The following is a 25,700-nucleotide window of genomic DNA, read 5'->3' as shown; positions in this document are numbered from 1 at the left end:
TTGGAGCGAATAAGGGGCTTATTGCTTCATTTTCTCGCAAATAACGATATGGTGTTTCGTTAGATTTTTTTTGCTCCTGTTTTTAAGCAAATAACGATCTGTAGTTTCGTTAGACGAAGACGGTTGTTTAAAATGGTTCTTATAGAGAAGAATACCCTACTAATTTAAACTGAATTTAAACAAACCTTCTTCTTGAGGTAAATCAGCTTGGGTCGGCCCAAGGTTGCTCTCGCTAATATTAGCTACTTCAAGCTAAATCAAGCATTCCGAGCGAATTCACGGCAAATCAAGATAACTCAAGTAATCCAAGCTAGTCCACGACAGATAAGCAATCAGGCTACATCAAGCAGTCCAAGCTAATTCACAACAAATCAAGATAACTCGAGCAGTCCAAGCTAATTCACAACAAATCAAACTAATCAAGCTAGCTTAGGCATTTCGAACGATTCACTACAAATCAAACTATTCAAGCTAACTTGAGCATTCCAAGCTTGTCCACAACAAATCAAACTAATCAGCTACTTCACACGTCGACGAAACACGCCATAGGATCACGGAGCGATCATAGCATTGAACCAAGCGGGCCGGGTGGATGCTTGCGATGTCATGTTTTTCTATCGTCCCTATCCCCTCGGTGCCTTTACCACCCTTACACATGCATCACACTTATCGCACTGCACTTATCACACTTATTGCACTGCACTTATCACACTTATTGCACTGCACTTATCACACTTATTGCACTTATCACACTCATCACGCTTATCACACTTATTGCACTTATTGCACTTATCACACTTATTGCACCTACGCACCTAATCCACCTAATGCCCCAATCGCACAAAAGGAACGCTAACGGAAATGTGATCCGTTATATGGCCGAAATCAGCAGGTTACAAATTCTAACGGAAATGAGGGACGTTATTTGGGCTAAATCCAAGTAATTTCCCTCATTATTGATTCAATAACGCATCCCAGTTCCGTTAGAAATCCAAATGGCCTTATTTTACCGAAATAAGGGCTGTGATTTCCGTTAGCGCATAATGAAATGGCGTGATGATCTCCCTGTAACGACAATAACGTTCCTGCAATGGACATTATGTTGTACAAGGGGACACCGTACGGGGAAGCCCGCTAAACTAGCTCAGATTTCACGTAAAGTTACACCTAAGCCAGACTACGCTTCTTTCGCTCTTTCAGCTCCTTCCACCCCAGTTACATCCAAGCTTCTTGGTGCTGAAAGTCAACCTGTTAGAAAGGGTGCTGCCTGCTATAGGTTCTTTACCCGACCGCTACCTGCTATAGCTCCTCGACCTCGACCGCTGCCCGCTATAGCTCCTCGACCTCGACTGCTGCCTGCTATAAATTCTCGACCTCGACCGCTGCCTGCTATAGCTCCTTGACCTCGACTGCTACCTGCTATAAATTCTCGACCTCGACACTGGTTACATGCTCGATACTTCGTACAAAGTTATAAATTTCTGTTGTATATTCCTTCTCCGACGCTGTAATTACCATGTCTACCCGGTGGCGTCCTTCATCCAGGTCTTTGATCTTAAGCCGGCGGATGCGATGCTGTAGAATATGCCTGTTGCCGCTCTTGTCATCCTTGCGTTCAATAATCCGAATCAGATCCGTGACATTCCCATGCTCCTCCATGACGACCTTCAGGGAGACATCGCGTTGATTCAGCTTATAAGGCCCGATCCACTTAATGAGATATGGGACGAAATTCACAGCGAGAATCAGTAAAATAACAGCTAACCCGGCTTCGATATAAAATCCCGTACCAATCGCAATCCCGATCCCGGAAGCCGCCCAGATCATCGCCGCGGACGTAAGTCCGGAGATTCCTTCATTACTGCGGCGCAGTATTGCCCCTGCCCCCAGGAAACCGATCCCGCTTACAATCTGAGCCGCCAAGCGCATCGGGTCCATATTGGGATGATCCGGCCCGGCAAATTTCTGAAAGGCTTCAATCGAGACGATAGTCACAAGACAGCTTGAGATGCAGATGACCATACAGGTCTTGATCCCAAGCGGCTTCTGCTTCAGCTGCCGGTCGATGCCAATGAACAAACCAAATAATAAAGCAATGCAAAGTTTAAACACCGTTTCCCAATCCGAAACCATAACATTTCTCCTTCAATTATATTGAGTATTATTCATTATTCCCTAAGGTTTACTCACTTCACTGCAACCAAATACTTGCGAAGCCGTTTTGCGGAAACGTGCAGCTCTTCTTCCCAACCTCTGGCTTCATCCAGCAGAAGCGTTTTGAAAAAACGCGTATCGCAAAAAACATAAGCTTCAATGCTGAAAGTCTGACTTAAACATGAACATACATAAAGTAAACTCCATTTTATAATGAAGCACCAATAAAAAAAAGACTCAAAATGAGTCCCACTGTGCGAACGGTAAAATAATAGCCAGTACAGCTAATGTCGTTCTGAAAATGATCTCCTGCATAGATCCTGTATCGATCGCGACCGGCTTCGGCAAAAAGCGGAATTTCCGGTTCAATGGCCAGAGTAGAGCAACCCCTTGATCATTCAGAAGATCGATGAGCGGATGCGAGGCATAAGCAGCGATGATCGTCCAATAATAGAAGTCAGGCAATGGAGTCAACAGATAGCCTAACAACACCAGGAACAGCAGGGAATGTGTCAAAGTGCGGTGCTTAACGCGCAAGATTTGCAGCAGCCATGACAGCGGCAGCAGAATCTTGGCCATCGTTGATCCTCTCTTATCAATATCCGCTAGCGGGCCTACCAGACATCCAATGAGCAGCGCTGCTCCCGATTCCCAGGATAGAAGCGGCTGATTGTAGTAGATGATGACGCATTCGGCCGCGACTAGCCCTGCTAAAGTATGTGTCTTCTGAAGCATTCTCTAATTCCTCCGTATCTCTAAGCTGTATTCGCTATTATAGCAAAAAAAGAACGAAATAGTTTCATATTTTGCCGTGATACGACTTTTACTTACATTTTTTATCTGTTAAGGAGGAGCTGCCCATTCGGATAGAGAAATGATTACTTACCACTTTACGCCTGGGGCGGAGCAGGCGAAAGTAGGGATTCCGCACGACGGTCGCCAGTGCACAGCGGACGTATAACATAGATATTCTAATTTCAGGGGTTGTTCGACGTTGGAGTTAATCCGCAGGATTGAAGAACTTCGGTTGGAATTAAATAAACTTTCTACACGCAAGCTGACCGACCGGAAAATCGTAATTCTGAGCCAAAAGCTTGATCAATTACTCAACGAGTATCACAAGAACAACAAGTAATGGATTCAGAGGAGCCGCTTATAATGCGGCTCCTTTATCACTTCACCGCTATACTTTCTATTAAACTCATAAAAAAAGCTACCCCGCTAATCATAGATTAGTCGGGATAGCCCATTTTATATTCGGTGAATTGCAGCAATCAGATGCTAACTAAATAAAATTAGAAGCGAGCAGCAAGGTCAGCGGCACGTTGGATGCCGTCCTGAATAATGTCATCGGCGCGATCCGGGAATTGATTATGGCCTTCAACGATCACATTCTCCGTGTTCTTAATTCCCCAGAATGCCAGCGTATTAGCTACATAATTCAAGGACATTTCCAAAGAAGCCATTGGTCCTTCGGAGTATACACCGCCACGAGCGTGCAACAATGCTACTTTCTTGTCGCCAACCAGGCCTACAGCGCCTTCTGGAGTATATTTGAAAGTCTTGCCTGCTTGATTCAAATAGAACAGGTAAGTCAGAAGTTGTGCAGGAATGGTGAAGTTCCACAATGGGAACGCAAATACCACTTTGTCTGCGTTCAGGAATTGATCAAGGTATGAGTTCGCAAGTTCAACAGCCTTTACTTCTTCCGGAGTTGCTTCGAATCCGTTAGCCAGTTTGTATCCTCCGTTAATGATGTCGTTGTCATAATACGGAAGGTTCGCTTCAAATACGTTCACTTCGGAAATTTCATCCCCAGGATGATTTTCCTTATAGGATTGCAAGAAGCTTTCATACAATTTTACTGTTGCGGATTGCTCAACCGGACGGTTGTTAGCTTTAACAAATAATACTTTAGCCATTTTATGGTTCCTCCTGGTGAATTTACTAGTTTCCTATCTACTAACTTTTTCTCTAGAGATATCGTTAACATAGTAAATTACCCAAGGTGATTTGTCAATTGCAGTTTCTAGAAAATTTTCTGTAGCTTTTGTCACACCTTCATTATTTTCCATTTAAGAACGTGAAATTACTTTCTCTCTATAGGTTTCTGCCGCTGACACCATATGTGACAAAGCTGCGACAGTTTCCTCCTGTCCCCTTGTCTTCAGTCCGCAATCGGGATTAATCCAAAATAATTGTGGATCTAATACCTCGAGTGCCCGTTCGATCAAGGACAACATCTCTTCCTTGGAAGGAACCCTTGGACTATGAATATCATAGACGCCAAGGCCGATGCCAAGCGGATAAGTATGCTCCTCGAAGCTGCTGATCAGTTCTCCATGGCTGCGTGATGTCTCGATCGAGATTACATCGGCATCCAGAGCCTGGATCGAATCGATGATGTCCTGGAATTCACAGTAGCACATATGCGTATGAATTTGCGTCGTATCCTGCACCGAGCTTGTAGAAATCCGGAAAGCATTGACCGACCAATCCAGATATTCCTGCCAGTCCTCCCGTTTTAGAGGCAACCCTTCCCGCAGGGCTGGCTCATCCACCTGAATCATCTCGATCCCGGCTCTTTCCAGAGCTTCTACTTCCTTACGCAAGGCAAGGGCGATTTGATACGCAACATGCTTCCGCGGGATATCCGTCCGTACAAAGGACCAGTTCAATATAGTGATCGGTCCGGTCAACATACCTTTAACCGGCTTCGGTGTCAACGATTGCGCATATTGTGTCTCTTTTACAGTCATCGGCTGACCGAATTCCACATCCCCGTAAATAATCGGCGGCTTCACGCAGCGCGTCCCATAGGACTGAACCCATCCCCCACGCGTAAAAGCAAATCCAGGCAGCTTCTCGCCGAAAAATTCAACCATGTCCGTCCGTTCGAACTCTCCGTGCACGAGTACATCCAAACCGATATCTTCCTGAATTTGGATCCATTTATCAATTTCAGATTGAATATATTGATCGTATTGCTCCGTAGTCCATTCGCCTTTGCGCCATTTCTGCCGTGCCGAGCGCACTTCCTTGGTCTGCGGGAAGCTGCCGATGGTCGTCGTAGGAAGCAACGGCAGCTGCCATTTCTGCTCCTGCTTCACTCTGCGTGTGGTGAATTCGTTCTTCCGCACCGCGGGCTGCTGCAACGCCTGCTCCACACTACTGCGAACATGATGACGATTACGGACCGGGGCAGCAGACAATGCCTGAATGGACTGCTCATTCTCCGCGAATAAGGCAGGGATGGACAAGCTGCTGAACGATTCCTTGAGACTGGCGACTTCATCCAGCTTCTCTTCCGCAAAGGCCAGTGCATCCTTCAACAGCGGTTCCAGCTCCGTCTCCCCCTGCAGACTGACCGGTACATGCAGCAGGCTGCTCGCGGGCTGTACGATCACCTTTTCTGCCTGTGGAGCCAGCTCTACAATCTCATCCAGCAGCTGCCTCGCCGCTTTCAGATCACCGCGCCAAATGTTGCGTCCATCGATAACCCCGGCTCCAAGCACCTTGCCTGCCGGATAGCCAAATTCACGCAGCGCGGCAAGATTGCCTTCCAGACCGTGAACAAAATCCAAGCCAATCCCCTGTACCGGCAGAGCAATCACTTGCTGATATCCGGATACTGCAGCGAAGTAGGTTTGCAGCATGATGGAGATTCCCGGTACTTCCTGAGCGATCGTCTTGTAAATCAAATGAAGCTGCTGGATATCCTCAGCGGTTAGCTCCGTTACGAGAGCTGGTTCATCGATTTGTACCCAGGCTGCGCCTTCTGCCACAAGCTCGCGCAGCACCTGAATATAGAGCGGCAGCAGCTTGTCGACCCAAGCACTGAACTCACCCTCCGCATATCCTTTGGACAATTTCAGGAACGTATACAAACCAAGCAATACGGGTCTGCCTTCCATTTGCAGGGCTTGCTTCGCTTCCCGGTACGCCTCCAGCGGATAATTTACAGTCAGCTTCGGCTCTCTGTCACCCAGCTCAGGTACAATATAGTGGTAATTTGTATTAAACCACTTGGTCATCTCGCTGGCCGCTGCCTGTTTATTTCCTCTGGCGATAGCATAATAAGTGTCTAGCGGTACCGCCCCGTCGGCATATTCGAATCGTGCCGGAATTAATCCGAACATTACCGCCGTATCCAGCACATGATCATAATAAGTAAACTCACCGACCGGAATAACATCGATTCCTTTGCTTTGCTGCGTACGCAAATTGTCCAGGCGGATCGCGGTTAGTCGTTCCCGCAGTTCAGGCTCCGCGATTTGCCCTGCCCAATAAGCCTCAATTGCTTTTTTCCATTCCCGATTTCGTCCGATTCTGGGATACCCAAGATTACCGCTTACGATTTTACCCAATTCAATCAACCTCCATAAATAATGTTTGATGGAATACACGTTTATAAATCCAGTCCAGTTTAAATAAAAAGAGGCTCCCTTTAAGCAATGCTAAAGAGAAACCTCTGTATAGATATACAATGGCAGTAATCTTTAACACCTCCCTATCTCCCGTAGGTAATGCAGTGTTGTCAGAATAGGCAGGTCTCCTGGCTCCAGATTCAACGTCTTCCTGCTGCCTTCCCGATGGGGTTCATCAGTGGCAAGAATCGCAACGGACTCCTCTGTTACAGTGGCGGGACCGCGCCGGCCTTGCACCGGACTTCCCTTTTAAGCTCCCAACAGAAGCACCTATTCCCACAAATATTAAGTTGAGAGGGCGCTCAAAATTCGCCTTTTTTGAACTCGATTTATTCTTAAATATCATCATACATGGCTTCGCGACACGATACAATCAGTAGTCTTATCGGAATTAACTATAACTAGTTATAATTGTCCTGAACCGCCTTTTGCAGCATGCCAATACAGCGATCGAGGTCGGTCTTTACCTGCTTCTTGTAAAGCTTGGCCTTATCCCGCCCCTCTTCCGTAAAATGGTACAGCACGATTTCCTGAAAATCCACGCTCGGATCATTTCCCTTCAGCTGCTTGGTCCGATACAGAACTCCCTCCTGCACCAGCTCATGCAACGCCCGGTAAATCTCGCTTAGCGGAGGCACGTACCCAAACGGCTGGAATTCCTCCTTCATTTCCTCCAGCATCTGATACCCATACCCGCGACGCTGCTCCACCTTCGTAATCAGGTATAACTTAATGTAAGCCCGCTGGGCAATCATAAAAGCCATGGGCGGTCACCTCCCTTTTGTTTCCAGTATATCGAACATATGAATTTTTCACAATAATGGACCTAATGGTCCTTTTTAAGTGGAATTAACGTTGCTAGAGCGTTGTATGGAGAGCAGTTAAAGTAAAAGTAACTAAGCAGCATGAATTTGATCTTCCTATTATGAATTTTTCATATACTGAAATTATATTATAAGGAGGTTGTTATTCCGCCTTGATTCCCCACTCTGGGGCAAGATAACCGGTTGTGAAATAAAAAACTAGGAGTTTGGAAGCTTAAACTTTTGTAGGAAAAAGAGTAAAATCAATATAATTGTTAAAAGTTGACACATCGTCTTTAAACGAAAGGGAGCTGTGGAATTGTGAACCGCTGGAACTATAAAAGGCTTAAGGAAGGTCCTTATTCAAGCGCGGGCATTTTCGGAGAGCAATACACCTTTGAAATCCTTACAGGGATCTGCGATGTTCCCGAGTATTACCCCATTACCAAGGAAGAATTTGATACTTATGACGAGTGGAAAGAAAACTACGATAAAGTGGTAAGCGAGATCAAAAACAGGAAACTCATCTATAGCTCATATCGCGATTGGAGTGATAATAATCATGACGTTTGAACCGGAGAATACGCTTGAGGATATTTTAGTGAAGGCCGCAACCACCCCCTCTGCCCGAAATGATTTTTACAAGGAACTGATGGGCTCCAATATTTACACCATTCAATACGGTAGTGAACATGAGACGTACGAAGGAGTTCTACAAGAAGGTTCATCGATCCAGTTGTTAAATATTGAAATCAACCAGAAGCAATATATACCGATCTTCACTTCATTACGCCGTTTACAGGAGACCATTGACCAGGAGGTTCAGTATTGTTCAATGAATGCTGTGGATTTCTTTCAATTAACGCGTGGTGCTGATGTATTTCTAAATCCAACTTCGAGCTATGGAAAAGAATTTACGGCAGCAGAAATAGCGTCCATTTTAGATGGATCTATTTTTGCCCCTTCCCAGCAATATGAAGTTCAGCAAGAGACTGAGGTTATGATCGGACAACCGGCCGTTAATCCCAAAGAGCTTCTTGAAGCGCTAGGCAAACTATTTGCGGATATGAAAGAAGTAAGGCTCGCGTATCATGCGCATTTCTTCAATCCACAGGTGGATGAGAAGCCACACACACTCATTGCTCTTGAAGCAAATGGCAACATAGATGAGATTGTAGCTAAAGCGGGTATGGTGGCAAATTCCGTACATGTTCCTGACCCACCCGTTACATTTATTCAGTTGGATGGGTCCTCGGGATTGGAAGATTATTTTAAGTCCAATGTTAAGCCTTTTTACAAAAAAAGAGTTTTTGGGCTGTTCTAGTATTCCTTATGCGTGTAATACCCGTTTCGCTGAGGCTACAGGCCCGCTCTAGATCCACCCTTGCTCCATCGCGTAACGCGTCAACTGTACCCGATTCTCTAGATGCAGCTTGTGCATAATGTTCTTCAGATGATTTTTTACCGTCTGATCGGAAATGTCGAGTGCCTTGGCAATCTCCCGGTTCGTCATCCCTCGGGCAACCCAATCGAGTATCTCACGTTCACGATTCGTGAGGGGATGGTGACCGGTCTGGTCCGGCTTCTGCAACGAAAACTCCTGTAAAATACGTAAAGCCAGCTCACTTGTCATCGGCGCTTCTTCACTAGCCACTGCGCGAAGGTATTCGAGCCAAATGCCCGGCTCAAGATTTTTCAGCAAATAGCCCTGCGCGCCCTGCTTCAATGCCTCAAATAGATAAGCCACATTATCGGAAACGGTGACAAGCACAATTTTCACATACGGAAACTTCAGCTTGATCTCCCTCGTCGTTGCAAGTCCGTCCTGACCGGGGAGATGAATGTCTAGGAGAATAAGATCTGGCATCCACATTTCCGTCTGTAAGACTGCCTCCTCCCCGCTCTCCGCAAATCCGATGATTTCAAAGCTCTCATCCTCCGAAAGGATGTCACTAATCGCCTCGCGGGCGTGAGGATGATCATCAACGATCAATACGCGTGTTCTCATGGTTTCTATATCCTCCTTGGATCATAATACAGGTTTCTCCCGACATCGACTCTACGGTCAAGTTCCAACACATCTGCTCGGCTCGCTGCTTAATGATCCGCAGTCCATACCGCTCCGGCGATAGTTCTCCTACTGTAAAGCCATTCCCCCGGTCGATAATGCTCACTTGAAAAGCTGCTTCCAGTTCTCTTCCCTGCACAAAGATCTCCTGCACAGCGGCATGCTTGCTGGCGTTCACGATCGCCTCCCGGATACAAGCAAGCAGCTCCAGCTTCTCCTTGGCTGACCATCGCTCCTCGGTCAGTGTCCAATCCAGATGCAGCCCCAGTTGATACTCATCAGCAATCTGCTGAATTCGCTCCGGAAATAAGAGCTGATTCCCTTCCGCGTCAATATCTGGCGGCAGCTTCAAGTCGGATATCGCCTGCCTGACATAGCGGTTAACGTCTTGGATTGTCGTTCGGAGCTCGTTTAAATCCGCTGCCTCGCCGCTGGAATTCTGTCTTTTCTCCGCCCGATCCACTTTGACAGACAGCAGGAACAAAGATTGCGCGATGCCATCATGCAGCTCTCTGGCCAACTGCTCCCGCTCTTCCCAGCTCGCCTTATGGGCCCGCTCCTTCTGGAGTTCCTCCTGCATGCTCTCCAGCTTGCGGAACCATTTATACTGCAAAGTCACGCTAATCATAAACAGCAGCACAGGGGTCAAGTAATTGCCTGTATCCATCGATAAATACGGCATCAGAAATTGATGTCGGACATATTCCCAAATCCCGATCAGTAGCGTCGGGACAATCAAGATCATCCATTTTAGCTGTCGATACGACATGCTGCACCTCCGAGACTTCATTTATAGGGCTCGTCCGCCTGCCAACATATTATAAGCTATTATGCTATGTTGAGCATAAATCCAGGCAAAATAAAACCGCCCGGGTTTGGGCGGTATGGAATTTAGTAATTATAAACTCGCCGCAGAATGATGATGCTCCTTCTTCTCCTCTTCTTCATACATCCGAATACTGATCGCCATCCCCATGCAAATCATATTAATGACTAGCGAGGTTCCGCCATAACTGATAAATGGCAGCGTAATTCCGGTCAGTGGCATCAGCCCGATAAACATCCCGATATTCTCAAAGATTTGATAGAGGAGCATGGACACAATCCCTACGATCAGATAGGGCCCGGCCCGTTCCTTGCATTCCAGTGATATCAATATCAAGCGATGGATGAGCACAAAATACAACAGCAGCACGACTGAGCTGCCGACAAAGCCGAATTCTTCAGCGATTACGACGAATATCGAATCTGAATAAGTAAAAGGGACCCGCTCGGACTGCACGTTCTCCCCCTGCATGTAACCCTCACCGCTCATACCGCCGGCAGCGATCGCCATCTTGGCATTTCTCGTATGATAAGCCGCGTCATCCGTAGCCACCTCTGGCATCAGCCAAGGGTCAATCCGATTGATCCAGTGCTGGCGGCCGATATCGACGAGAAATTGCTGAATCTCATCATGATGTTCCTTATACGCCCCGATTCCCCCGATGACCGCTCCAACTAATAGGACTGCAGCTAGAAAGGCATGGGTGTATTTAATATTTCCAATCCACAGCATACCACCAAGTATGACAAGATAACTTAATGCGTTCCCGAGATCATTCTGTACCATAACTACGGCAAAGGGAATGAAGGTAATGAGACACATCGGCAGGACATCTCGCCAGAATCCCAGCTTAGGCTTCTGCTTGCGAAATAGGAAATAACTTAGGAACAGCACTAGAGGCAGCTTGAAAAATTCAGCAGGCTGGAAGCTCATCCCAACCACCGGGATCGTCATCCATCCTGTGGCGTTATGATAGGTGTTCCCGATAAAATTGACGAGTACCAGCAGACCAAGTCCAAGTAAGTAAATATAAGGCGCCAATTTGAGCAGAATCCGATAGTTGACCAGGGAGATAACCGCCAGAACAAAAAAACCAAAAATATAATATTTCAGCATTTGCATATGGTATCCCTGATATGCCGTGTTCATGGTTGCACTATACAGAACGGTGATGCTGATGCCCATAAATAGCAGCAAAATGAACAGAATGACGAAGTCAAATCTTTTTAACCTGTCTAGTATAAACATGGCTTCACATCTTCACTTTGGATTTGGACAAGCTGCTCTTACCAAGCTGACAATTCGGCAAATTCTTTGCATTCATATTATCATAATTCATACATCGAAGGAATGATCTGGAATTGGAGATCAACAAAAAAACAGGACAGATCGCAAATGATCTGCCCTGTAAGTAAACGAAGGTTAACCCGAATTCATGTTACAGCATCTTATTGATTTCGTCCTTGATCGCTTCGGATTGTGGTCCGAATACGACCTGAACCGCACCCTTACCAAGTCTCATTACACCGGAAGCGCCAAGCTTCTTCAATCCGGCATCATTAACTTCTTTCTCATCTTTAACGATAAGACGTAGACGTGTAATGCACGCATCCACTGAATTAATGTTGCTAGGCCCGCCAAGTTGAGTCAAAATTTGGGCGGAACGGCTATCTGTAGATACAGAACTTGAGGTTGTATTCTCTTCATCCTCATCCGCCTCAAAATCATCTTCACGGCCCGGTGTCTTCAGGTTCAACTTCACAATTAGGAAGCGGAACAACACATAGTATACCAACGCGGTAACCAGACCTATTGGTATCAGCAACAGTGGTTTCGTTGAGAGCCCATAGTTGATGGCATAGTCTATAAAGCCGGCTGAGAATCCAAAACCAAGCTTCATGCCAAAAGCGTAAGTTACAAATGCCGAGATACCGGATAAGACAACATGCACACCATATAGTACAGGAGCCACAAACATAAACGCAAATTCCAATGGTTCAGTAATACCTGTCAAGAAGGACGCAAGTGCAGCACCCAAGAAGATCGACGCAACCGCTTTACGTCTTTCTGGCTTAGCTGTATGGATGATAGCAAATGCTGCTGCTGGAAGACCGAACATCATAACCGGGAAGAACCCTGTCATAAACATGCCCGCTGTTTTGTCTCCAGCGAAGAAGCGGTACAAGTCGCCATGTATAACATCGCCTGCAGCGTTGGTGAAATCGCCGATTTGGAACCATACGATCGTGTTGATTATATGATGCAATCCAAATGGTACGAGAAGTCGGTTAGCCACAATGTGAATTGCCGACCCTATTCCACCGAGACTTGTAACCCAGTTCCCGAATGTATCCAGAACACTTTGGACAGGTCCCCAGATCAAACCACAAATCAAGCCCACAAAGATCATAGTAAAGGCTGTAACCATAGGTACGAATCGTTTGCCACCAAAGAATCCTAGCCAATCCGGCAGCTTAATCTTATGGTATTTATTGTATAAAAACGCTGAAATACAACCTACCAGGATACCTCCAAGAACACCCATGTTCAATTTGGTATCCGCTCCTGCTTGCATCATGCCAGGGAATATTCCCGGAACAATGGCGAGCAGCTTGAGTAGGATTAGTTGCCCGATGACTGCTGACAATGCCGCTACGGCATCTCCAGCTAATCCGATGGCAACCCCGACGGCAAAAATCAACGGGAGGTTATCAAATATTGTACCCCCGCCCGCATTCAGAAACGGAGCAATATAAGTATTAAAGAATCCCCCTACATTCTCCCCAAAGTGAAACTCATTGATGTAGTCAATGTTGCCGAAGCGATTCAGGATTGCTGCTGCTGGTAATGTTGCAACCGGAAGCATCAATGACTTACCTATCTTCTGAAGAAAAGCTAGCATTGAACAATCATCCTTTCAAATAGTGATTTTAAGACTTCATAACCGCCTTTAAAATGACGTCTTGGCCTGCTGTCACTTGTCCGCTGAGTCCTTCCAAGCTTTCGGTCACCTCATCAGCGTTTGTAACAATAATTGGCGTGATCGTTGGATAACCCGCACCGGCGATCTTGGCGGTATCAAATTCGATCAGCACTTGGCCAGCCTTCACTTTGTCACCAACATTGACATGTGAAGTGAACCCCTCACCTTTCAATGAAACTGTGTTAATCCCGATGTGGAACAGAAATTGCAGCCCTGAAGCATGCTCCAGCATGACGGCATGGTTCGATTTGATCACGTGTACGATGGTACCGTCGAAAGGTGAAATCAATTTCCCCTCTGATGGCTCGATCGCGATCCCCTTGCCCATATGCCCCGCTGCAAATGCCTCATCCGGAACCTCCGTTAACGGAACAGCCTTGCCTGTTACCGGCGCTAAAATTTCGACTTGCTTGCTCTCAGTTGATTTCTTTCTCCATTTCGAAAACATGAGTTTAACTCCTCCTAATCCTGTATGTTAGATGATCCATGGTTATACCGACCTAAGCGTCCTAATACGATCTATCTTCTATAATCTTACATTCGCATAAGAACTATTCTTGCCCGGCTCCCTCCCCACGTCATCATTATCTTGATACCGTTTACATAACGGGTGTCGTCCGATTCTTAGACATTCTTAGACATCGTCTAGACTAAGATTCATCTGCCTAAAAATTCGAACAAAAAAGAGCCAAGAAAAGAATCCTAATGAATTAGGACTACTCTTCCTGGCTCATGCCCACGAACTAAATGGTAACACGCCAAATGTAATCGGTATGTTGTTATGTGACTATAATAAATCAAGCTTCTGGCAACGTCAATAGGAAAATTGAAAGCGTCTCTATTTCTCCGGATGAAGTAACAAGCTATGGATGATTCTACCGCCATCTCGGAATAATAAGCAAAAAAACGAAAATGGAGATCGCTGTGAAAAAGATACTGTTCATCTATGGCTCAGACTTGCGTGGCATTGTTACCAATTGGGCTGCCGCCATCATCATATTAGGATTAATCTTCCTCCCATCTCTGTACGCCTGGTTTAATATCGGTGCTTCCTGGGATCCTTATGGCCAGACCTCGGGAATCAAGATCGCCGTTGCAAATGAAGATACCGGAACTTCGATGCGCGGGCAATCCATTGCTCTTGGGGAAGAAATCGTCAACTCATTGCATGAGAACCACAACATTGGTTGGGTCTTCACCGACAGGGATAAAGCCATCCGCGGCTTAAAAAATGGAAAGTATTATGCTGTCATCATCATCCCGGCCCATTTCTCGGCTCGGATAGCAACGGTTCTTACCCCCAACCCCGAGAAGGCGGAAATTCAATACTATGTCAATGAGAAAATCAATGCTGTCGCGCCTAAAATCACGTCCAAAGGAGCTAGTTCCATCGTCAGTGAAGTCAGCCAAAATTTTGTGAAAACCGCCAATGGAACCATTTTTCGTATTTTCAATGAAATCGGGGTGGAATTAAGACAGGAGCTTCCTCTGATTAACAACGCCAGGCACCTCGCCTTTCAAATGGTCCAGCTGTTTCCGAAGATTAACGAAGCGGCAAATATCGCTGTAACGGATTTACAAAAAGGTCAGACCATTGTCACAAAAGTGCAAAAAGAACTTCCCTTTGTCGCCGACCTGGCCCAAAAAGGCGAAGGCCTGGTCAGCCAAACCTCCGATTTCCTTGCCCGTAGCAAGGACGCTGTTCAAGCTGCCGGTCCAGTGGCCAAGGAGACGCTAGAGCAGCTTAAGCAGATGGCCGACCTGGCCGATCAGACAAGCAACACTTTGTTATCCGGCCTCGATGTAGCTGAAGACCTGGAGCCATTGCAGCTGCCGAAGCATTTAGAGACTGGCCTTACTGCAGCTGCTAAAGGCGCGGATTCATTTGGCAAGCTGCTAAGCCGGTTGCAGTCCATCGCTCCCAGCTCCAGACCCAGTGCAAAAATAGCTGAACTGGACCGCATTGCAGCGGATTTCAAACAGATGGCACAGATCGTAAAGGAGCTCTCCACAGCTGCCGGCCAAGGGAAAGATGTAATACGCCCCTTACTTGAAAAATTCAATGGTCTGGCCAAGGATGCATTCGGGCGTCTTGACGGGCTGATTGGCAGCTTCGACAGTACGATATTGCCTGCGATGACAGCCGCTCTTGAACAAGCACAAAAAGACGCCAACCATACAAAAGGTATTCTGTCGGAGGCTTTATCCGACTTGCCTGTCGTCAGCGGCATTATTAAGGATGCGCAGAAAGGACTCGTCGTGGCAACGACAGAAGCAAAGACCGTACGCGGACGCCTTCCGGAGGCGGAGCGCAAGCTCAAGGAAGTGACCGACCATATCACGGCCCTGGAGAAAAAAGGCTCGCTGGAGGATCTGATCAAGCTACTGAATTTGAATTATGCCAAGGAGGGCGATTTTTTTGCCGAGCCGGTCATCTTGAAGGAAACCCGGATGTTCCCGATTCCGAATTATGGTTCAGCGATGTCTCCCTTCTTCACCACCTTGTCATTATGGGTCGGCGGCCTGCTGCTCGTCTCCATGCTTACCGTTGAAGTGCATAACAAGACCATCCACGGTGTTCCGCTACGCAGCTATCAAGAGTATTTTGGCCGCTTCTTCACCTTCTTGACGCTGGCATTGCTGCAATCGTTATTCGTCACAATGGGAGATCTGTGGATTCTAGGAACCTATGCCGCGGAGCCGCTTCAATTCATTCTGTTCGGGCTCTTAATCAGCGCGGTGTTTATGCTTATGATCTATACGCTGGTATCCGTATTCGGCAATGTCGGCAAAGCGATGGCCATCGTACTGCTCGTCCTGCAATTAGCCGGTTCGGGCGGTACCTTCCCCATTCAGGTTACACCGCCCTTCTTCCAGGCGATCTATCCTTATCTGCCCTTTACCTACGGAATCGGGCTGATGCGCGAGGCCGTTGGAGGTAGCGTAGCCGGCCTGATTACAAGGGATATCAGTATTCTGCTGATCTATGCCGGCCTATCACTCATCCTTGGGTTAGGACTCAAGCGATTCGTGAACCGCACCTCCGCAAAATGGGTCAAAAAAGCCAAATCCGGACATTTAATTCATTAAAATCAGGAAGATGCCCGCCCATACAGGAACTACGCTGATAAATCCTGTTTGATTGGAATTGTACTGAAAATCGGATGTCTTAATTCGAACCAGCTGCCGAACCGTTATAAGCAGGATTCGATCCAGACGCCCTCCTCTAGGATACTCCCGGTCGAAGCATTCATTTGCAGCATTTGCAGCAAGGCGCCGAGATCTTTGGTTTATCTCACTAACCCTTTAATGGGATAACCATATTCCATGTATTCGTTCCACTGAATTTGCCCTCTCACCAGAGGTAGCGGCATATAAATGAGCGGGAGCGCCAGCTTTGAACAAAAGGAAAGGTCTTTGGAAATTGCCCCTTGTTCTAATCGCTCCATCTCTTTTCGCACCGCGCGCAGCTCCCAGCGCGCGGTGCATTGCTACATGACGGCGGTCGGTTAAACCACATGCGCCCATAAGACTGATCAGGAATACGCTTTGGCTTGTCTCCCCCCTCCATTCAAGCCCGTTTCCCCGAGAGAGCTTATACACCAACATGCCGCTCGCCGCACACATTACCTGTCATATGTTTGACAATCCTTTTGTACCCATCCTCCTCCTGCCAAATGATAACGGGCCCTCCAGATGGATTGTGATGGTGGAAAAATAGGCTCGTCTCTAAGCGGACCATGCACACAATAAGGTCTTTCAGAATAATGATCGGCCCCATGCTGCACAGGGCCATAATCGCTAAAACCATGGCCAACATAACGCCTTGCTTGATATATTAAAAGAGCGGATCTCGACTCATCTAATACAGGTGCCGGATTCGAGGTTAAATAGCTGGTGAAATAAACGGACCGCACATCCAGAATAGGGGCAGCAAGCCGTATCCAAGGGCCATTCCAGCGGCCATTACTTTTCCTGGCTATTTCAGAGTATTTCAGCATCCCCCGTCAGAGCTCGAAAAAAATAAGTGATACCTAAGAACAATCATTAAGTCTATTGGGTCGCAATATACCTATGAAAAACAGCCTGTTGCATTAAGCTCAACAGGCTGTTTCCTATTAAGAAGGGCCATGCGGTGTACTCAAGTACATAGAAGCATCTTAACGAAACTGCATAACGTTATTCCCTCGAAAATACGAGGTTAGTAATTTTAACGAAACTACGTATCGTTATTGCCAACAAATCCAGGCCTTGAACGGCTTTTTTGGCAAAATAGCGATACCCTGTTTCGTTAAAATTTTTGGAGGCCGATTTTGGCGTAAATAGCGATATGGTGTTTCGTTAGCGTTTCCGATCAGGGCGGACCCTGCGAGTGGCGGTGGCTTCCAACGGATCATCCGGCCAATAGTGCTTCGGATAACGACCCTTCAGATCCTTTTTGATCTCGAAGTAGGTGCCGCTCCAGAAGCTGCGCAAATCCGAGGTCACCTGGACAGGACGGCTGGCGGGCGACAGCAGATGCAATGTAATCGGGATGCGTCCATAGCCGATACGCGGCGTCTCCATCATGCCGAAAACCTCCTGTAGACGGACTGAGACATAAGGCACCTGCGGACCCTCGTATTGAACCGGTATTTTGGACCCGCTTGGAACGATCAAATGCGTTGGCGCTTCAGTCTGAAGCTCCTGCATGCGAGCCCAGCCGATCCGATTTTCCAGAATCGTATAAAGCGACAGGCTCTGGAGCTCCGAACGCTTGCGCATCCCGGTCACATATGGCGCTAGCCATTCATGCACATGACGAGCCAATGCCTCATCCGTCAGATCAGGCCAGGCAGGCTCAAGGCGGCGCAGGAACTCGACTCGCGCCTGCAGTTGCTTGGACTTGGCATTCCAGGGCAGCAGCGTATCGATTTGCTCCGCCACCGCACCAAGCAAAGCCTCTGTAATTCGCTCAGCGGTTGGATGCGGATCCGGCTTATCCTGCAGCAGGATGGCCCCTAATGTCAGACGCCGCCGTACCCGCACTGCCCCGGTATGTTCATCCCAATCCGCAAGAGCGCTCTCCTCCATCTGGTCGTGATAATACTCATATACATGCTCCTCCGGCAGCGGAGCGGCTAGCAAAATACGGCCCTCCGCGCCTTCGTCATCCACCTCTGCAATGGCAACAAACGGCTCGTCGCCGAGCAGCTGCCGGTTTCGGAATACCGCGCCCCGGCCCGAACGCAGCAGGTATCTTCCATCCGGACGCCGCCGAGCGATCCGGTCCGGATAAGCGTAAGAGACAAGCAGCCCGCAAAATGACAGCCAATCCCCGGTCTGCCCACGGATCATTCCGCTGCCAGACTGGATATCAGCGTTCATCTTATGAAGCTGCCGCTCCCATTGGCCGCTGACCNCATCGTCGTGAGCCGGCTCATGCCGGTGCGCGGCGAGAACAACGCGGTACGCCGCAGGCCGCTGTCGATGACGACCGTGATCCCGGCCACGGTCAGACTTGACTCGGCGATGGACGTCGCCAATACGATCTTGCGCTTGCCCGCAGGGGGCGCAGCAATCGCTTGCTGCTGCTGATCCTGCGACAGCGCACCATAGAGCGGGGTGATCAGCACGTCGCTGCCCACCCGCTGTGCCTGCTCCAACGCGCTTTGTACACGACGGATCTCCCCGGCACCAGGCAGGAACACAAGCAGACTGCCCGAATGGGCATTTAAGGCCTGTAGAACGACGCGAGCTGCCGCCGCTTCCAGCGGTTCATTCTGCCGCGTTGGCGCGTGAATCGTCTCCACGGGATACATGCTGCCTTGGCATTGAATCACTGGAGCGTCTTCAAGCAGGCCTGCTACGGCAGCGGCATCCAGTGTCGCTGACATGACCAGAATCCGTAAATCCTCGCGCAGCAAGGAACGGCTCTGCATCGCCAGCGCCAATCCAAGATCCGCATGCAGACTTCGCTCATGAAATTCATCAAATATAATGAGTCCGATTCCGCTCAAACCCGGGTCATTCTGCAGCATTCTTGTCAGAATCCCCTCTGTCACAACGGTGATTCTGGTACGGGCGGACACCCGGCTCTCTGTACGGATGCGATAGCCCACCGTCTCTCCCACGGATTCGCCTAATTGCCGGGCCATATAGATGGCCGCAGAACGCGCGGCAAGCCGTCGGGGCTCCAGCATGATTATGCCCTGGCCATTCAGCCACACCTCATCCAACAGCGCCAGCGGCGTTCGCGTCGTTTTCCCCGCCCCAGGCTCCGCCGTCAAGACGGCACGTCCAGACTCTCGCAATTTCTCGATTAGTGTTGGCAACACCGTATCGATGGGCATCGGTTGTGAATTATGCATAAATAACTCCTGTATATTTTCTATTTGTGCTGACCAGTGAACACAAGAACATGTCCCTGCTCTCTATCCTGTAAATAGCGTATAGAATTCATTTGCGCTACGCAAGCTTTCATTCCTCATTCGCTGCAAAATACGCAAGGAACCATGATCGTTATTCAAGCCAAATTGAATCGGCTTGAATAACGTGGATTCTTTACTGAAAATGGGCATCCTGATTCCATAGTAATGAAGGAATTCAGATAGCACTTATTCACAGCTTGCCACGATAGAGTTATAATTGCTAGGAAAGTCTGGGTGCTTCAAATACATATGTAACCGTATAATCACCAGCAAATGATCTGAATGGTCTGAACAAGATTTACGAGTACGAGGAAGTGATTGGAAGATGAGACGAGGACGCTTTGCGCCGACTCCTTCAGGGGATATGCATCTTGGCAACGCCAAAATCGCCCTGCTATCCTGGCTGCAAATTCGTGCAGCTGGCGGACAATTTATTCTGCGAATTGAAGACATTGATATACAGCGCTCCCGACCGGAGATTACGGAGAGAATAATCGCCGACTTNCAGCTCCAGCTCTTCCAGGCGCTGGAGCTGACCCCGCCTACCTTCGCCCACGCACCGCTGCTGCTCGGCGAAGACGGACATCGCCTGGCCAAGCGGCATGGCGATCTCAGCATATCCGCGCTGCGCACGGCTGGCGCGAGACCAGAGGCAATCATCGGCTGGATCGCCTACATCTGCGGACTTAACAGCAAGCCGGAGCCCGCCCAGGCTAGCGAACTAATCAGCAGCTTCTCACTGCAGCAGGTTTCGAGGCAGCCTTTTATACTGACACAGCAAATCATCCGGCAGCTCCTGCCCTCCTGAACCCAGGAGTGACAGGGGCTATTTTGTTCAGCGCCTTATCACCTATATTCCCTAAAACCATGCACAGCAGCTTCACAAAATTGTATGCCGCTCCTGTGTTCCTATAGGGCAAGTTACAGCAAGGACTCCGCGCCATCGATCACAATGCGCGCCCCAGTAATATGCGAGGATTCATCGCTGGCCAGGAAAGCGACCAAGTCGGCTACTTGAGCAGGTTGACCCGGACCGTTCGCAAGCGGCTGCGAACCCTCCGGATATTTAACAGGAATCACGATCTCCTTCAGTTCTTCACGGACTTCCGTGGATGAATCAATATTCGTCGAAATAGCACCCGGACAGAGGACATTCACGCGGATTTTATATTTGGCCAGCTCCAGCGCCATCATCTTGGCAAAGGCAACCTGTCCCGCCTTGGTTGTACTGTATGCCGACATGCCAAAACCGGAGAAGCGGTCATTGCCATTGATCGAGCTCGTTATAATGATGCTTCCCCTGTCTTGCTGCTTCAAATAAGGTACGGTATGCTTGACGGTCAGGAAAGTACCGCCCAGATTAATGCTGATCGTCCTCTCCCAATCCTCGAAGCTTAGTTCCTCTACAGGCGCCAGTACACCATTAATGCCGGCATTTGCGAAGACGATATCAATCCCGCCAAAATGATCTGCTGCTTCCTTCACGGCTTGCTCGACTCTGACCGGATCAGCAACATCGACATCATAAGCTCGTGAATGGCCGTGAATCACTTCATTAATATGTCGCTCTGTGCTGCGAGTACGCTCATCAATCAGATCAAAAAGCGCGACATTGGCTCCTTCCGCCGCTAGCTTCAACGCCGCAGCCCTGCCGATCCCGGAGCCCGCTCCGGTTATCAGCGCTGTTCTTCCACTAAATCTTCCGGACTTGCTCAGATCTTCCGTCATATGGAACACGCTCCTCATTATGATCATGTAACACAAACCAATAACCTCTGTTCATGCAAAAGTCCCTGTCACAAGATTACCCATAATGAGGGGCTATTTAATCATTATAAATCCCTTCTCTTGAAGATGGACAATGAGATTAGATAGGAAATGACGATGATCAGCAGTAATAAGCTTATCCCCAGCGCAATGCTCCCCACCTGATGGGTATTGACCCATGATGTGATCCGTTCAATGTCATTTTCGTCACCCGCAAGGCCCGATATGGCGACATTGCCTAGCATGACTAGCACCATCATAGCTATATTCAGCAGCTGCGCACCATGTATGCCAAGCCAATAATATAAAGGCAAATAGATACTCATCATCAGCAGCACCGAAGCCAGGCTTCCGGCTAATAGAACGTATTCATTAAATACAACCTCCGCGCTAAACTGCCTGATCCCGAAGCTGACGCCAAAGCTAATAATCTCCGCCAGGAAAATGGCCAGGACCGCGGACACATATTTGGCTAACACGATGATACTGCGTTTAATCGGCAGGGTGACCAGGAACTTTTGATTGCCCAGCCGCATATCGCTGCCAACTACGAGAATCAGCATCATTCCCGGGAAGAGGCCATACAGCATATTCGGATTATTCGTCGAGAACATGCCGGAGAACGCGAGTACATAAAGTGCGATAATCCACAGATAACGGCGCTGCAGAATGAAATCCTTGCGGACCAGATTGATAATATTAGACACGGACCTTTCTCTCCTTTACCGTAAAATACATAATATCCTCCAGGGTCGGCTGCTGATACATTACCGCATTGCCGAACATGGAGACCGCACTGCTGCGGTCGGCCGACAATCCTTCAAAGCCCAGGTCCGTCTCTTTGACTCCGACAAAGGCTTGACGCACATCATTATCCAACAGCTCCTTGCCGCCCTTGATAAGCACATACCGCTCCAAAATATCATCCTTCGTATCCGTAAATACGAGCCTTCCCCGATTCAAGAATGTCACATAGTCGGCGATCCGATCCAGATCCGTTGTAACATGAGTTGAGAACAGGATCGTCTTCTGCTCATCCAATATATATTCCGACAACAGCTCCAGCAATTCACGGCGGAACACCGGATCAAGCCCGGCTGTAGGTTCGTCCATAATAAGCAGCAAAGGATTGTGCGCCAGCGCGATTGCAATCGCATATTTCATCTTCATTCCTTTGGAGCAGTCCTTAATCTTCTTGCGCATCGGAAGCTCAAACTGATCCATGTACCTCTGGAAAGCCAGCTCATTCCAATCTTTATAAAATGGGGCTACAACCTTCTTCATCTGTTCCATACTCAGCCAGTCATAAAAAATATTCTCATCGGAAATATACCCGATCTGCTGCTTATATACTGCTTCCACCTTCCCCGTATCCTGCCCCAGTACCCGGATATCGCCCTGATCCGGCATTACAATCCCCATAATCATTTTAATAATCGTACTTTTCCCCGCTCCGTTCGGGCCGATCAGTCCGGTTATATATCCCTTCGGAACCTCAAACGTCACGTCCGACAGCTCATAGTTTTTATAGTTTTTGCCTATTCCCTGAACTTCAATTGCATTCATTCCTCTTTACCTCCCTCTTGATCTAACAGCCTGATCCATTCGATCAGCTCATCGGTGGACACGGAAATTTGATGAGCTCCATCCAGCAGCTCTCTGATCTGCTTCTCCAACTGTCTCATCTGCTGCTCACGGATAAATTCCTGGTTTCCTCCCGATACGAATGAGCCTTTGCCCACTACGGAGTCGATCAGTCCTTCCTGTTCCAGCTCGTCATACGCCCGCTTGGTTGTTATAACACTAATTTGCAAGTCCTTGGCCAGTTGGCGGATGGACGGAAGAGCGCTCCCCGGCGCAAGCTCCCCCTGCAAAATACCGCTGCGGATCTGTCTGACAATCTGCGAATATATGGGTTCTCCCGAAGAGTGGGACAATAAAATGTTCATGCTTCACCTTCTTCTAAAACAATATCGTTTTCGTCTTTAATGTATATATACAATATATACACTATAAACAATTTTTGCAACTTATTTCACTTATTGCTTCAAAACGCCCAAATAGAGGTCCTTCCTTAAGCAAACGATTTTGCTCAGGATCAACCTCTTAATATTTTCAAATCCAGCTTCACATTCGCGAGTAAATTCACGGTACCGGACATTAACTATTTAATGCATTTCAAGGAAAAGACAGGCCTAAATTTCATCAAAAAGGCAATGAGGTTCGCCTTCCGCGTGCAAATAAAAGGTTGGTATTTACCAGCCGGGCCATTCCTGAGTTCACCGATCAGACGGGGTGTTATTCAACTAGGCTCCTTTAACCGCATCTGCAAGAAATTTACCGGTGTTACCCTAGTGAATTCCAGCGGAGCTAGGAGCCAGATTGAAAGTCAGAATGAGTTCTAATCGATTCCAGCGGCAGCGGACACAGCAAAAAAGCCATCACCAAGGTGACAGCCTTTTGGATTAAACCTGTGTGTAGTCTCTAGCCTGCTGTTATAAACTGAAGGACTCCAACCATTATCATGGCTCCGGTTGCAATGATAAAGCCCGTTATAAACCATTTTACATAGTGGCTTGGCCGCGTTGGTTGGCTTCGATACTGCTCAAGCTCTCTTTCCAACCGCTCCACACGCTCGCGAAGATCGCGAACATCATCATCATTGTAAAATGAACTCATTATCTACTCCCCCTATGGTAACAGGTTATTCAACAATTCCCCGTGTGATTACGAAGTACTTTATGAAACAGGCTCGGTCAGCCAATCCTTAATCATCTCCTGAATATTTCCCATCGAAGTAGGCGTTGCAATCAGCCAGTCCTCATCATGCTTCGCGCTTGATCGAATCAACCAATTTAAATGATGATTACTCATAAATTGTACGCATTGAACTTCCCAGGCATTATTATTCCATAAATAAAAGCGAAGCGAACCCTTGGAAGTATTAGACTTGATGCATCTCGCCAAAGCAATCATGGCTTCCTGTTCATCTGTAGTATTCGAGAGTTGTTCTATCAATTCCTCTATATCCAGCTGTCTGGCCTCAGATAATATCTCATCAAATTGACTTCTGGACAACATTAGAGCCGGAAGCTCCCCAGGGTTCTGCAGCTTCTGCTCCGTGCAGCCAAATGAATGCACAAGCTCATTATTATCTATGTCCAAATAAGTTAATCGATATTGTCCTTCAGCTTTCCTGAGACATTCGATTCTTATAATTTTATCTTCGTGTATATATAGAAACTCCTCATATTCCCGGCCGTCCAATATATACTGCAATAAATAAGCTTTCTTGGCCAGAAAAATATGGCCGAGCGTAATAAGCAGCTGGGCTGAAATTCGAAGCTCTCCATCTGTTCCGGGCATAAAATATCCTCTACGCTTCAGCAATTCTTTACCTTCATACCAGATTTGCTCTGCGGATTCGGATTCGCAGCATCGAAGCACGAAAGCCTCTGTATCTCGATCCGGCAAGCCTTTCTCCCCTAATAGATTAATCATGAAATATAATTCCATAGAGCTTAGGATGAATTCGCCCGGCAGATCTGATTCTACGGTGTCCATTTTCGCACCTCCTTTGTCATTATTTTCTATTTCATTCCACCTCAAAACAGCTGCACAAGAGCGGATAAACTCAGTTGTATCAACTATTTATAAGCAATTCAGGAATTCCCATATAGCAATCTACCATGTTATCAGTAACGGTTCAACTTATTTGACGCAACTTTCTTGAAAATGTTGTGCCTAGTATTTTTTTCTAGTATTATATAAGCAAATATGTATCATTGTCTTACAAGCGTCACAAAACATTAATTGAAAAATAATGAAATATTAATGTATTTTTAAGCATTCTAACCTACAATGTGTAATATGAAACCACTGTATAGAGGTGATCTGGTATGAGAATCTTAATAAACTTTCAAAATGTTCAAGTTCCCGTATATTTTAATGCTGAGACGAAACAACCCATTCAACGTACATTAAAATTGCTGACAAGCGCTCTCGATAACAAATTGCGAAATGGCAAGAACGCCTTGAAGAAGTGCTTGAACTCCTTGATTAGTATCGAAATTGAAGGATCCGAAGCGATTCTGCATAGCAAGAGCGAATTTGACACTGTGGCACTCTCGCTCTATTAATATCAACATTACTTTACTAGACATAGAAAGACCCGTAAGCGCAATTCGCTTACGGGTCTTTCGTTGTTAAGGCTGGATTAGATTAGCTGCGAATCAACGGGATCAGCTCATTTAATTCATGAG

At 47.4% G+C, this 25,700-nt stretch carries 24 protein-coding genes, 1 pseudogene and 1 riboswitch; of the genes and pseudogenes, 6 read left to right on the top strand and 19 right to left on the bottom strand.

What is annotated here, in order from left to right:
• Positions 1-1,419 precede the first annotated feature (1,419 nt).
• A complete protein-coding gene (locus BN1360_RS16020) occupies positions 1,420-2,133 on the bottom strand; it encodes an MgtC/SapB family protein (protein WP_068780853.1) in 714 nt (237 codons plus the stop codon).
• A gap of 258 nt (positions 2,134-2,391) precedes the next feature.
• A complete protein-coding gene (locus BN1360_RS16015; RefSeq protein WP_068780852.1) occupies positions 2,392-2,889 on the bottom strand; it encodes a metal-dependent hydrolase in 498 nt (165 codons plus the stop codon).
• Positions 2,890-3,148: 259 nt separating this feature from the next.
• Between BN1360_RS16015 and BN1360_RS16010 the strand changes: the two genes are divergently transcribed.
• Positions 3,149-3,289, top strand: a complete 141-nt coding sequence (locus tag BN1360_RS16010; protein WP_068780851.1) for an aspartyl-phosphate phosphatase Spo0E family protein — start codon at positions 3,149-3,151, stop codon at positions 3,287-3,289.
• A gap of 160 nt (positions 3,290-3,449) precedes the next feature.
• Here BN1360_RS16010 and BN1360_RS16005 read toward each other — a convergent pair whose 3' ends face one another.
• The 3 genes from BN1360_RS16005 to BN1360_RS15995 all read right to left on the bottom strand — a co-directional run bounded on the left by BN1360_RS16005 (position 3,450) and on the right by BN1360_RS15995 (position 7,345).
• Complete coding sequence (locus BN1360_RS16005; RefSeq protein WP_068780850.1) at positions 3,450-4,076, bottom strand: FMN-dependent NADH-azoreductase; 627 nt, start codon at positions 4,074-4,076, stop codon at positions 3,450-3,452.
• Between the two features lie 153 nt (positions 4,077-4,229).
• Positions 4,230-6,521: a 5-methyltetrahydropteroyltriglutamate--homocysteine S-methyltransferase gene (gene metE / locus BN1360_RS16000; protein ID WP_068780849.1), complete on the bottom strand. Its 2,292-nt coding sequence runs from the start codon at positions 6,519-6,521 to the stop codon at positions 4,230-4,232.
• A gap of 161 nt (positions 6,522-6,682) precedes the next feature.
• A riboswitch (cobalamin riboswitch) is annotated at positions 6,683-6,870 on the bottom strand.
• 112 nt (positions 6,871-6,982) lie between these two features.
• Positions 6,983-7,345 (bottom strand): replication termination protein, encoded by a 363-nt coding sequence (locus tag BN1360_RS15995; protein WP_068780848.1) that lies wholly within the window; start codon positions 7,343-7,345, stop codon positions 6,983-6,985.
• Positions 7,346-7,705: 360 nt separating this feature from the next.
• Between BN1360_RS15995 and BN1360_RS15990 the strand changes: the two genes are divergently transcribed.
• Together BN1360_RS15990 and BN1360_RS15985 are read left to right on the top strand one after the other, a co-directional pair.
• On the top strand, positions 7,706-7,957 hold the full coding sequence (locus BN1360_RS15990) for a hypothetical protein (protein ID WP_068780847.1): 252 nt from the start codon (positions 7,706-7,708) through the stop codon (positions 7,955-7,957).
• A complete protein-coding gene (locus tag BN1360_RS15985) occupies positions 7,947-8,708 on the top strand; it encodes an enhanced serine sensitivity protein SseB C-terminal domain-containing protein (RefSeq protein ID WP_068780846.1) in 762 nt (253 codons plus the stop codon). The genes BN1360_RS15990 and BN1360_RS15985 overlap by 11 nt, the downstream gene beginning before the upstream one ends.
• Before the next feature lie 48 nt (positions 8,709-8,756).
• Here the strand turns inward: BN1360_RS15985 and BN1360_RS15980 are convergent, their stop codons facing one another.
• The 5 genes from BN1360_RS15980 to BN1360_RS15960 all read right to left on the bottom strand — a co-directional run bounded on the left by BN1360_RS15980 (position 8,757) and on the right by BN1360_RS15960 (position 13,709).
• The gene (locus tag BN1360_RS15980) at positions 8,757-9,392 is read right to left on the bottom strand and encodes a response regulator (RefSeq protein WP_068780845.1); all 636 of its coding nucleotides are present in this window, start codon (positions 9,390-9,392) and stop codon (positions 8,757-8,759) included.
• Positions 9,367-10,221, bottom strand: a complete 855-nt coding sequence (locus BN1360_RS15975; protein ID WP_068780844.1) for a sensor histidine kinase — start codon at positions 10,219-10,221, stop codon at positions 9,367-9,369. The genes BN1360_RS15980 and BN1360_RS15975 overlap by 26 nt, the downstream gene beginning before the upstream one ends.
• A 129-nt stretch (positions 10,222-10,350) precedes the next feature.
• Positions 10,351-11,520 carry an FtsW/RodA/SpoVE family cell cycle protein gene (locus BN1360_RS15970; protein ID WP_068780959.1) on the bottom strand — a complete coding sequence of 390 codons (1,170 nt, stop codon included), beginning with the start codon at positions 11,518-11,520 and terminating at the stop codon, positions 10,351-10,353.
• 196 nt (positions 11,521-11,716) lie between these two features.
• Entirely contained in the window at positions 11,717-13,180 is a 1,464-nt protein-coding gene (nagE, locus tag BN1360_RS15965) for an N-acetylglucosamine-specific PTS transporter subunit IIBC (protein WP_068780843.1), read from the bottom strand.
• A 28-nt stretch (positions 13,181-13,208) separates the two neighbouring features.
• Complete coding sequence (locus BN1360_RS15960; RefSeq protein WP_068780842.1) at positions 13,209-13,709, bottom strand: PTS sugar transporter subunit IIA; 501 nt, start codon at positions 13,707-13,709, stop codon at positions 13,209-13,211.
• A 476-nt stretch (positions 13,710-14,185) separates the two neighbouring features.
• On the opposite strand from BN1360_RS15960, the gene BN1360_RS15955 reads away from it, so the two are divergent.
• Positions 14,186-16,351, top strand: a complete 2,166-nt coding sequence (locus tag BN1360_RS15955; protein WP_068780841.1) for a YhgE/Pip domain-containing protein — start codon at positions 14,186-14,188, stop codon at positions 16,349-16,351.
• 505 nt (positions 16,352-16,856) lie between these two features.
• Here the strand turns inward: BN1360_RS15955 and BN1360_RS15950 are convergent.
• The 3 genes and pseudogenes from BN1360_RS15950 to BN1360_RS26435 form a co-directional block, all read right to left on the bottom strand.
• Entirely contained in the window at positions 16,857-17,081 is a 225-nt protein-coding gene (locus BN1360_RS15950) for a hypothetical protein (RefSeq protein ID WP_229521019.1), read from the bottom strand.
• 521 nt (positions 17,082-17,602) lie between these two features.
• Positions 17,603-18,628 carry an ATP-dependent helicase C-terminal domain-containing protein gene (locus BN1360_RS26440; RefSeq protein WP_068780839.1) on the bottom strand — a complete coding sequence of 342 codons (1,026 nt, stop codon included), beginning with the start codon at positions 18,626-18,628 and terminating at the stop codon, positions 17,603-17,605.
• 35 nt (positions 18,629-18,663) lie between these two features.
• Positions 18,664-19,593: pseudogene (locus tag BN1360_RS26435) on the bottom strand (DEAD/DEAH box helicase); the annotation flags it as partial.
• Between the two features lie 403 nt (positions 19,594-19,996).
• Here BN1360_RS26435 and BN1360_RS15935 point away from each other — a divergent pair.
• Positions 19,997-20,479 (top strand): glutamate--tRNA ligase family protein, encoded by a 483-nt coding sequence (locus BN1360_RS15935; RefSeq protein ID WP_068780837.1) that lies wholly within the window; start codon positions 19,997-19,999, stop codon positions 20,477-20,479.
• Positions 20,480-20,592: 113 nt separating this feature from the next.
• On the opposite strand, the gene BN1360_RS15930 is transcribed toward BN1360_RS15935, so the two are convergent.
• The 6 genes from BN1360_RS15930 to BN1360_RS15905 all read right to left on the bottom strand — a co-directional run bounded on the left by BN1360_RS15930 (position 20,593) and on the right by BN1360_RS15905 (position 25,002).
• A complete protein-coding gene (locus BN1360_RS15930) occupies positions 20,593-21,399 on the bottom strand; it encodes an SDR family oxidoreductase (protein ID WP_068780836.1) in 807 nt (268 codons plus the stop codon).
• Between the two features lie 104 nt (positions 21,400-21,503).
• On the bottom strand, positions 21,504-22,145 hold the full coding sequence (locus tag BN1360_RS15925; RefSeq protein WP_068780835.1) for an ABC-2 transporter permease: 642 nt from the start codon (positions 22,143-22,145) through the stop codon (positions 21,504-21,506).
• Entirely contained in the window at positions 22,138-23,004 is an 867-nt protein-coding gene (locus tag BN1360_RS15920; RefSeq protein WP_068780834.1) for an ABC transporter ATP-binding protein, read from the bottom strand. The genes BN1360_RS15925 and BN1360_RS15920 overlap by 8 nt, the downstream gene beginning before the upstream one ends.
• A complete protein-coding gene (locus BN1360_RS15915) occupies positions 23,001-23,387 on the bottom strand; it encodes a GntR family transcriptional regulator (protein WP_068780833.1) in 387 nt (128 codons plus the stop codon). The genes BN1360_RS15920 and BN1360_RS15915 overlap by 4 nt, the downstream gene beginning before the upstream one ends.
• A 535-nt stretch (positions 23,388-23,922) precedes the next feature.
• Positions 23,923-24,117, bottom strand: a complete 195-nt coding sequence (locus tag BN1360_RS15910; RefSeq protein WP_068780832.1) for a hypothetical protein — start codon at positions 24,115-24,117, stop codon at positions 23,923-23,925.
• Between the two features lie 60 nt (positions 24,118-24,177).
• On the bottom strand, positions 24,178-25,002 hold the full coding sequence (locus tag BN1360_RS15905; RefSeq protein ID WP_068780831.1) for a hypothetical protein: 825 nt from the start codon (positions 25,000-25,002) through the stop codon (positions 24,178-24,180).
• Positions 25,003-25,337: 335 nt separating this feature from the next.
• Between BN1360_RS15905 and BN1360_RS15900 the strand changes: the two genes are divergently transcribed.
• Positions 25,338-25,577 (top strand): hypothetical protein, encoded by a 240-nt coding sequence (locus BN1360_RS15900; protein WP_068780830.1) that lies wholly within the window; start codon positions 25,338-25,340, stop codon positions 25,575-25,577.
• Positions 25,578-25,700: the final 123 nt, after the last annotated feature.

Source organism: Paenibacillus sp. GM2, from assembly GCF_900069005.2.
Lineage (GTDB): Bacteria > Bacillota > Bacilli > Paenibacillales > Paenibacillaceae > Fontibacillus.
This window is presented reverse-complemented; position numbering and strand designations above follow the sequence as displayed.

Excerpts from the sequence above, each read along its gene's own strand:
- BN1360_RS16015 (WP_068780852.1), bottom strand. The coding sequence starts at position 2,889 with ATGCTTCAGAAGACACATACTTTAGCAGGGCTAGTCGCGGCCGAATGC.
- BN1360_RS15980 (WP_068780845.1), bottom strand. The coding sequence starts at position 9,392 with ATGAGAACACGCGTATTGATCGTTGATGATCATCCTCACGCCCGCGAG.
- BN1360_RS15995 (WP_068780848.1), bottom strand. The coding sequence starts at position 7,345 with ATGGCTTTTATGATTGCCCAGCGGGCTTACATTAAGTTATACCTGATT.
- BN1360_RS16005 (WP_068780850.1), bottom strand. The coding sequence starts at position 4,076 with ATGGCTAAAGTATTATTTGTTAAAGCTAACAACCGTCCGGTTGAGCAA.
- BN1360_RS15900 (WP_068780830.1), top strand. The coding sequence starts at position 25,338 with ATGAGAATCTTAATAAACTTTCAAAATGTTCAAGTTCCCGTATATTTT.
- BN1360_RS15910 (WP_068780832.1), bottom strand. The coding sequence starts at position 24,117 with ATGAGTTCATTTTACAATGATGATGATGTTCGCGATCTTCGCGAGCGT.
- BN1360_RS15985 (WP_068780846.1), top strand. The coding sequence starts at position 7,947 with ATGACGTTTGAACCGGAGAATACGCTTGAGGATATTTTAGTGAAGGCC.
- BN1360_RS15930 (WP_068780836.1), bottom strand. The coding sequence starts at position 21,399 with ATGACGGAAGATCTGAGCAAGTCCGGAAGATTTAGTGGAAGAACAGCG.
- BN1360_RS26440 (WP_068780839.1), bottom strand. The coding sequence starts at position 18,628 with ATGAACGCTGATATCCAGTCTGGCAGCGGAATGATCCGTGGGCAGACC.
- BN1360_RS15950 (WP_229521019.1), bottom strand. The coding sequence starts at position 17,081 with ATGTTGGCCATGGTTTTAGCGATTATGGCCCTGTGCAGCATGGGGCCG.
- BN1360_RS15960 (WP_068780842.1), bottom strand. The coding sequence starts at position 13,709 with ATGTTTTCGAAATGGAGAAAGAAATCAACTGAGAGCAAGCAAGTCGAA.
- BN1360_RS16020 (WP_068780853.1), bottom strand. The coding sequence starts at position 2,133 with ATGGTTTCGGATTGGGAAACGGTGTTTAAACTTTGCATTGCTTTATTA.
- BN1360_RS15920 (WP_068780834.1), bottom strand. The coding sequence starts at position 23,004 with ATGAATGCAATTGAAGTTCAGGGAATAGGCAAAAACTATAAAAACTAT.
- BN1360_RS15905 (WP_068780831.1), bottom strand. The coding sequence starts at position 25,002 with ATGGACACCGTAGAATCAGATCTGCCGGGCGAATTCATCCTAAGCTCT.
- nagE (WP_068780843.1), bottom strand. The coding sequence starts at position 13,180 with ATGCTAGCTTTTCTTCAGAAGATAGGTAAGTCATTGATGCTTCCGGTT.
- BN1360_RS15975 (WP_068780844.1), bottom strand. The coding sequence starts at position 10,221 with ATGTCGTATCGACAGCTAAAATGGATGATCTTGATTGTCCCGACGCTA.
- BN1360_RS15915 (WP_068780833.1), bottom strand. The coding sequence starts at position 23,387 with ATGAACATTTTATTGTCCCACTCTTCGGGAGAACCCATATATTCGCAG.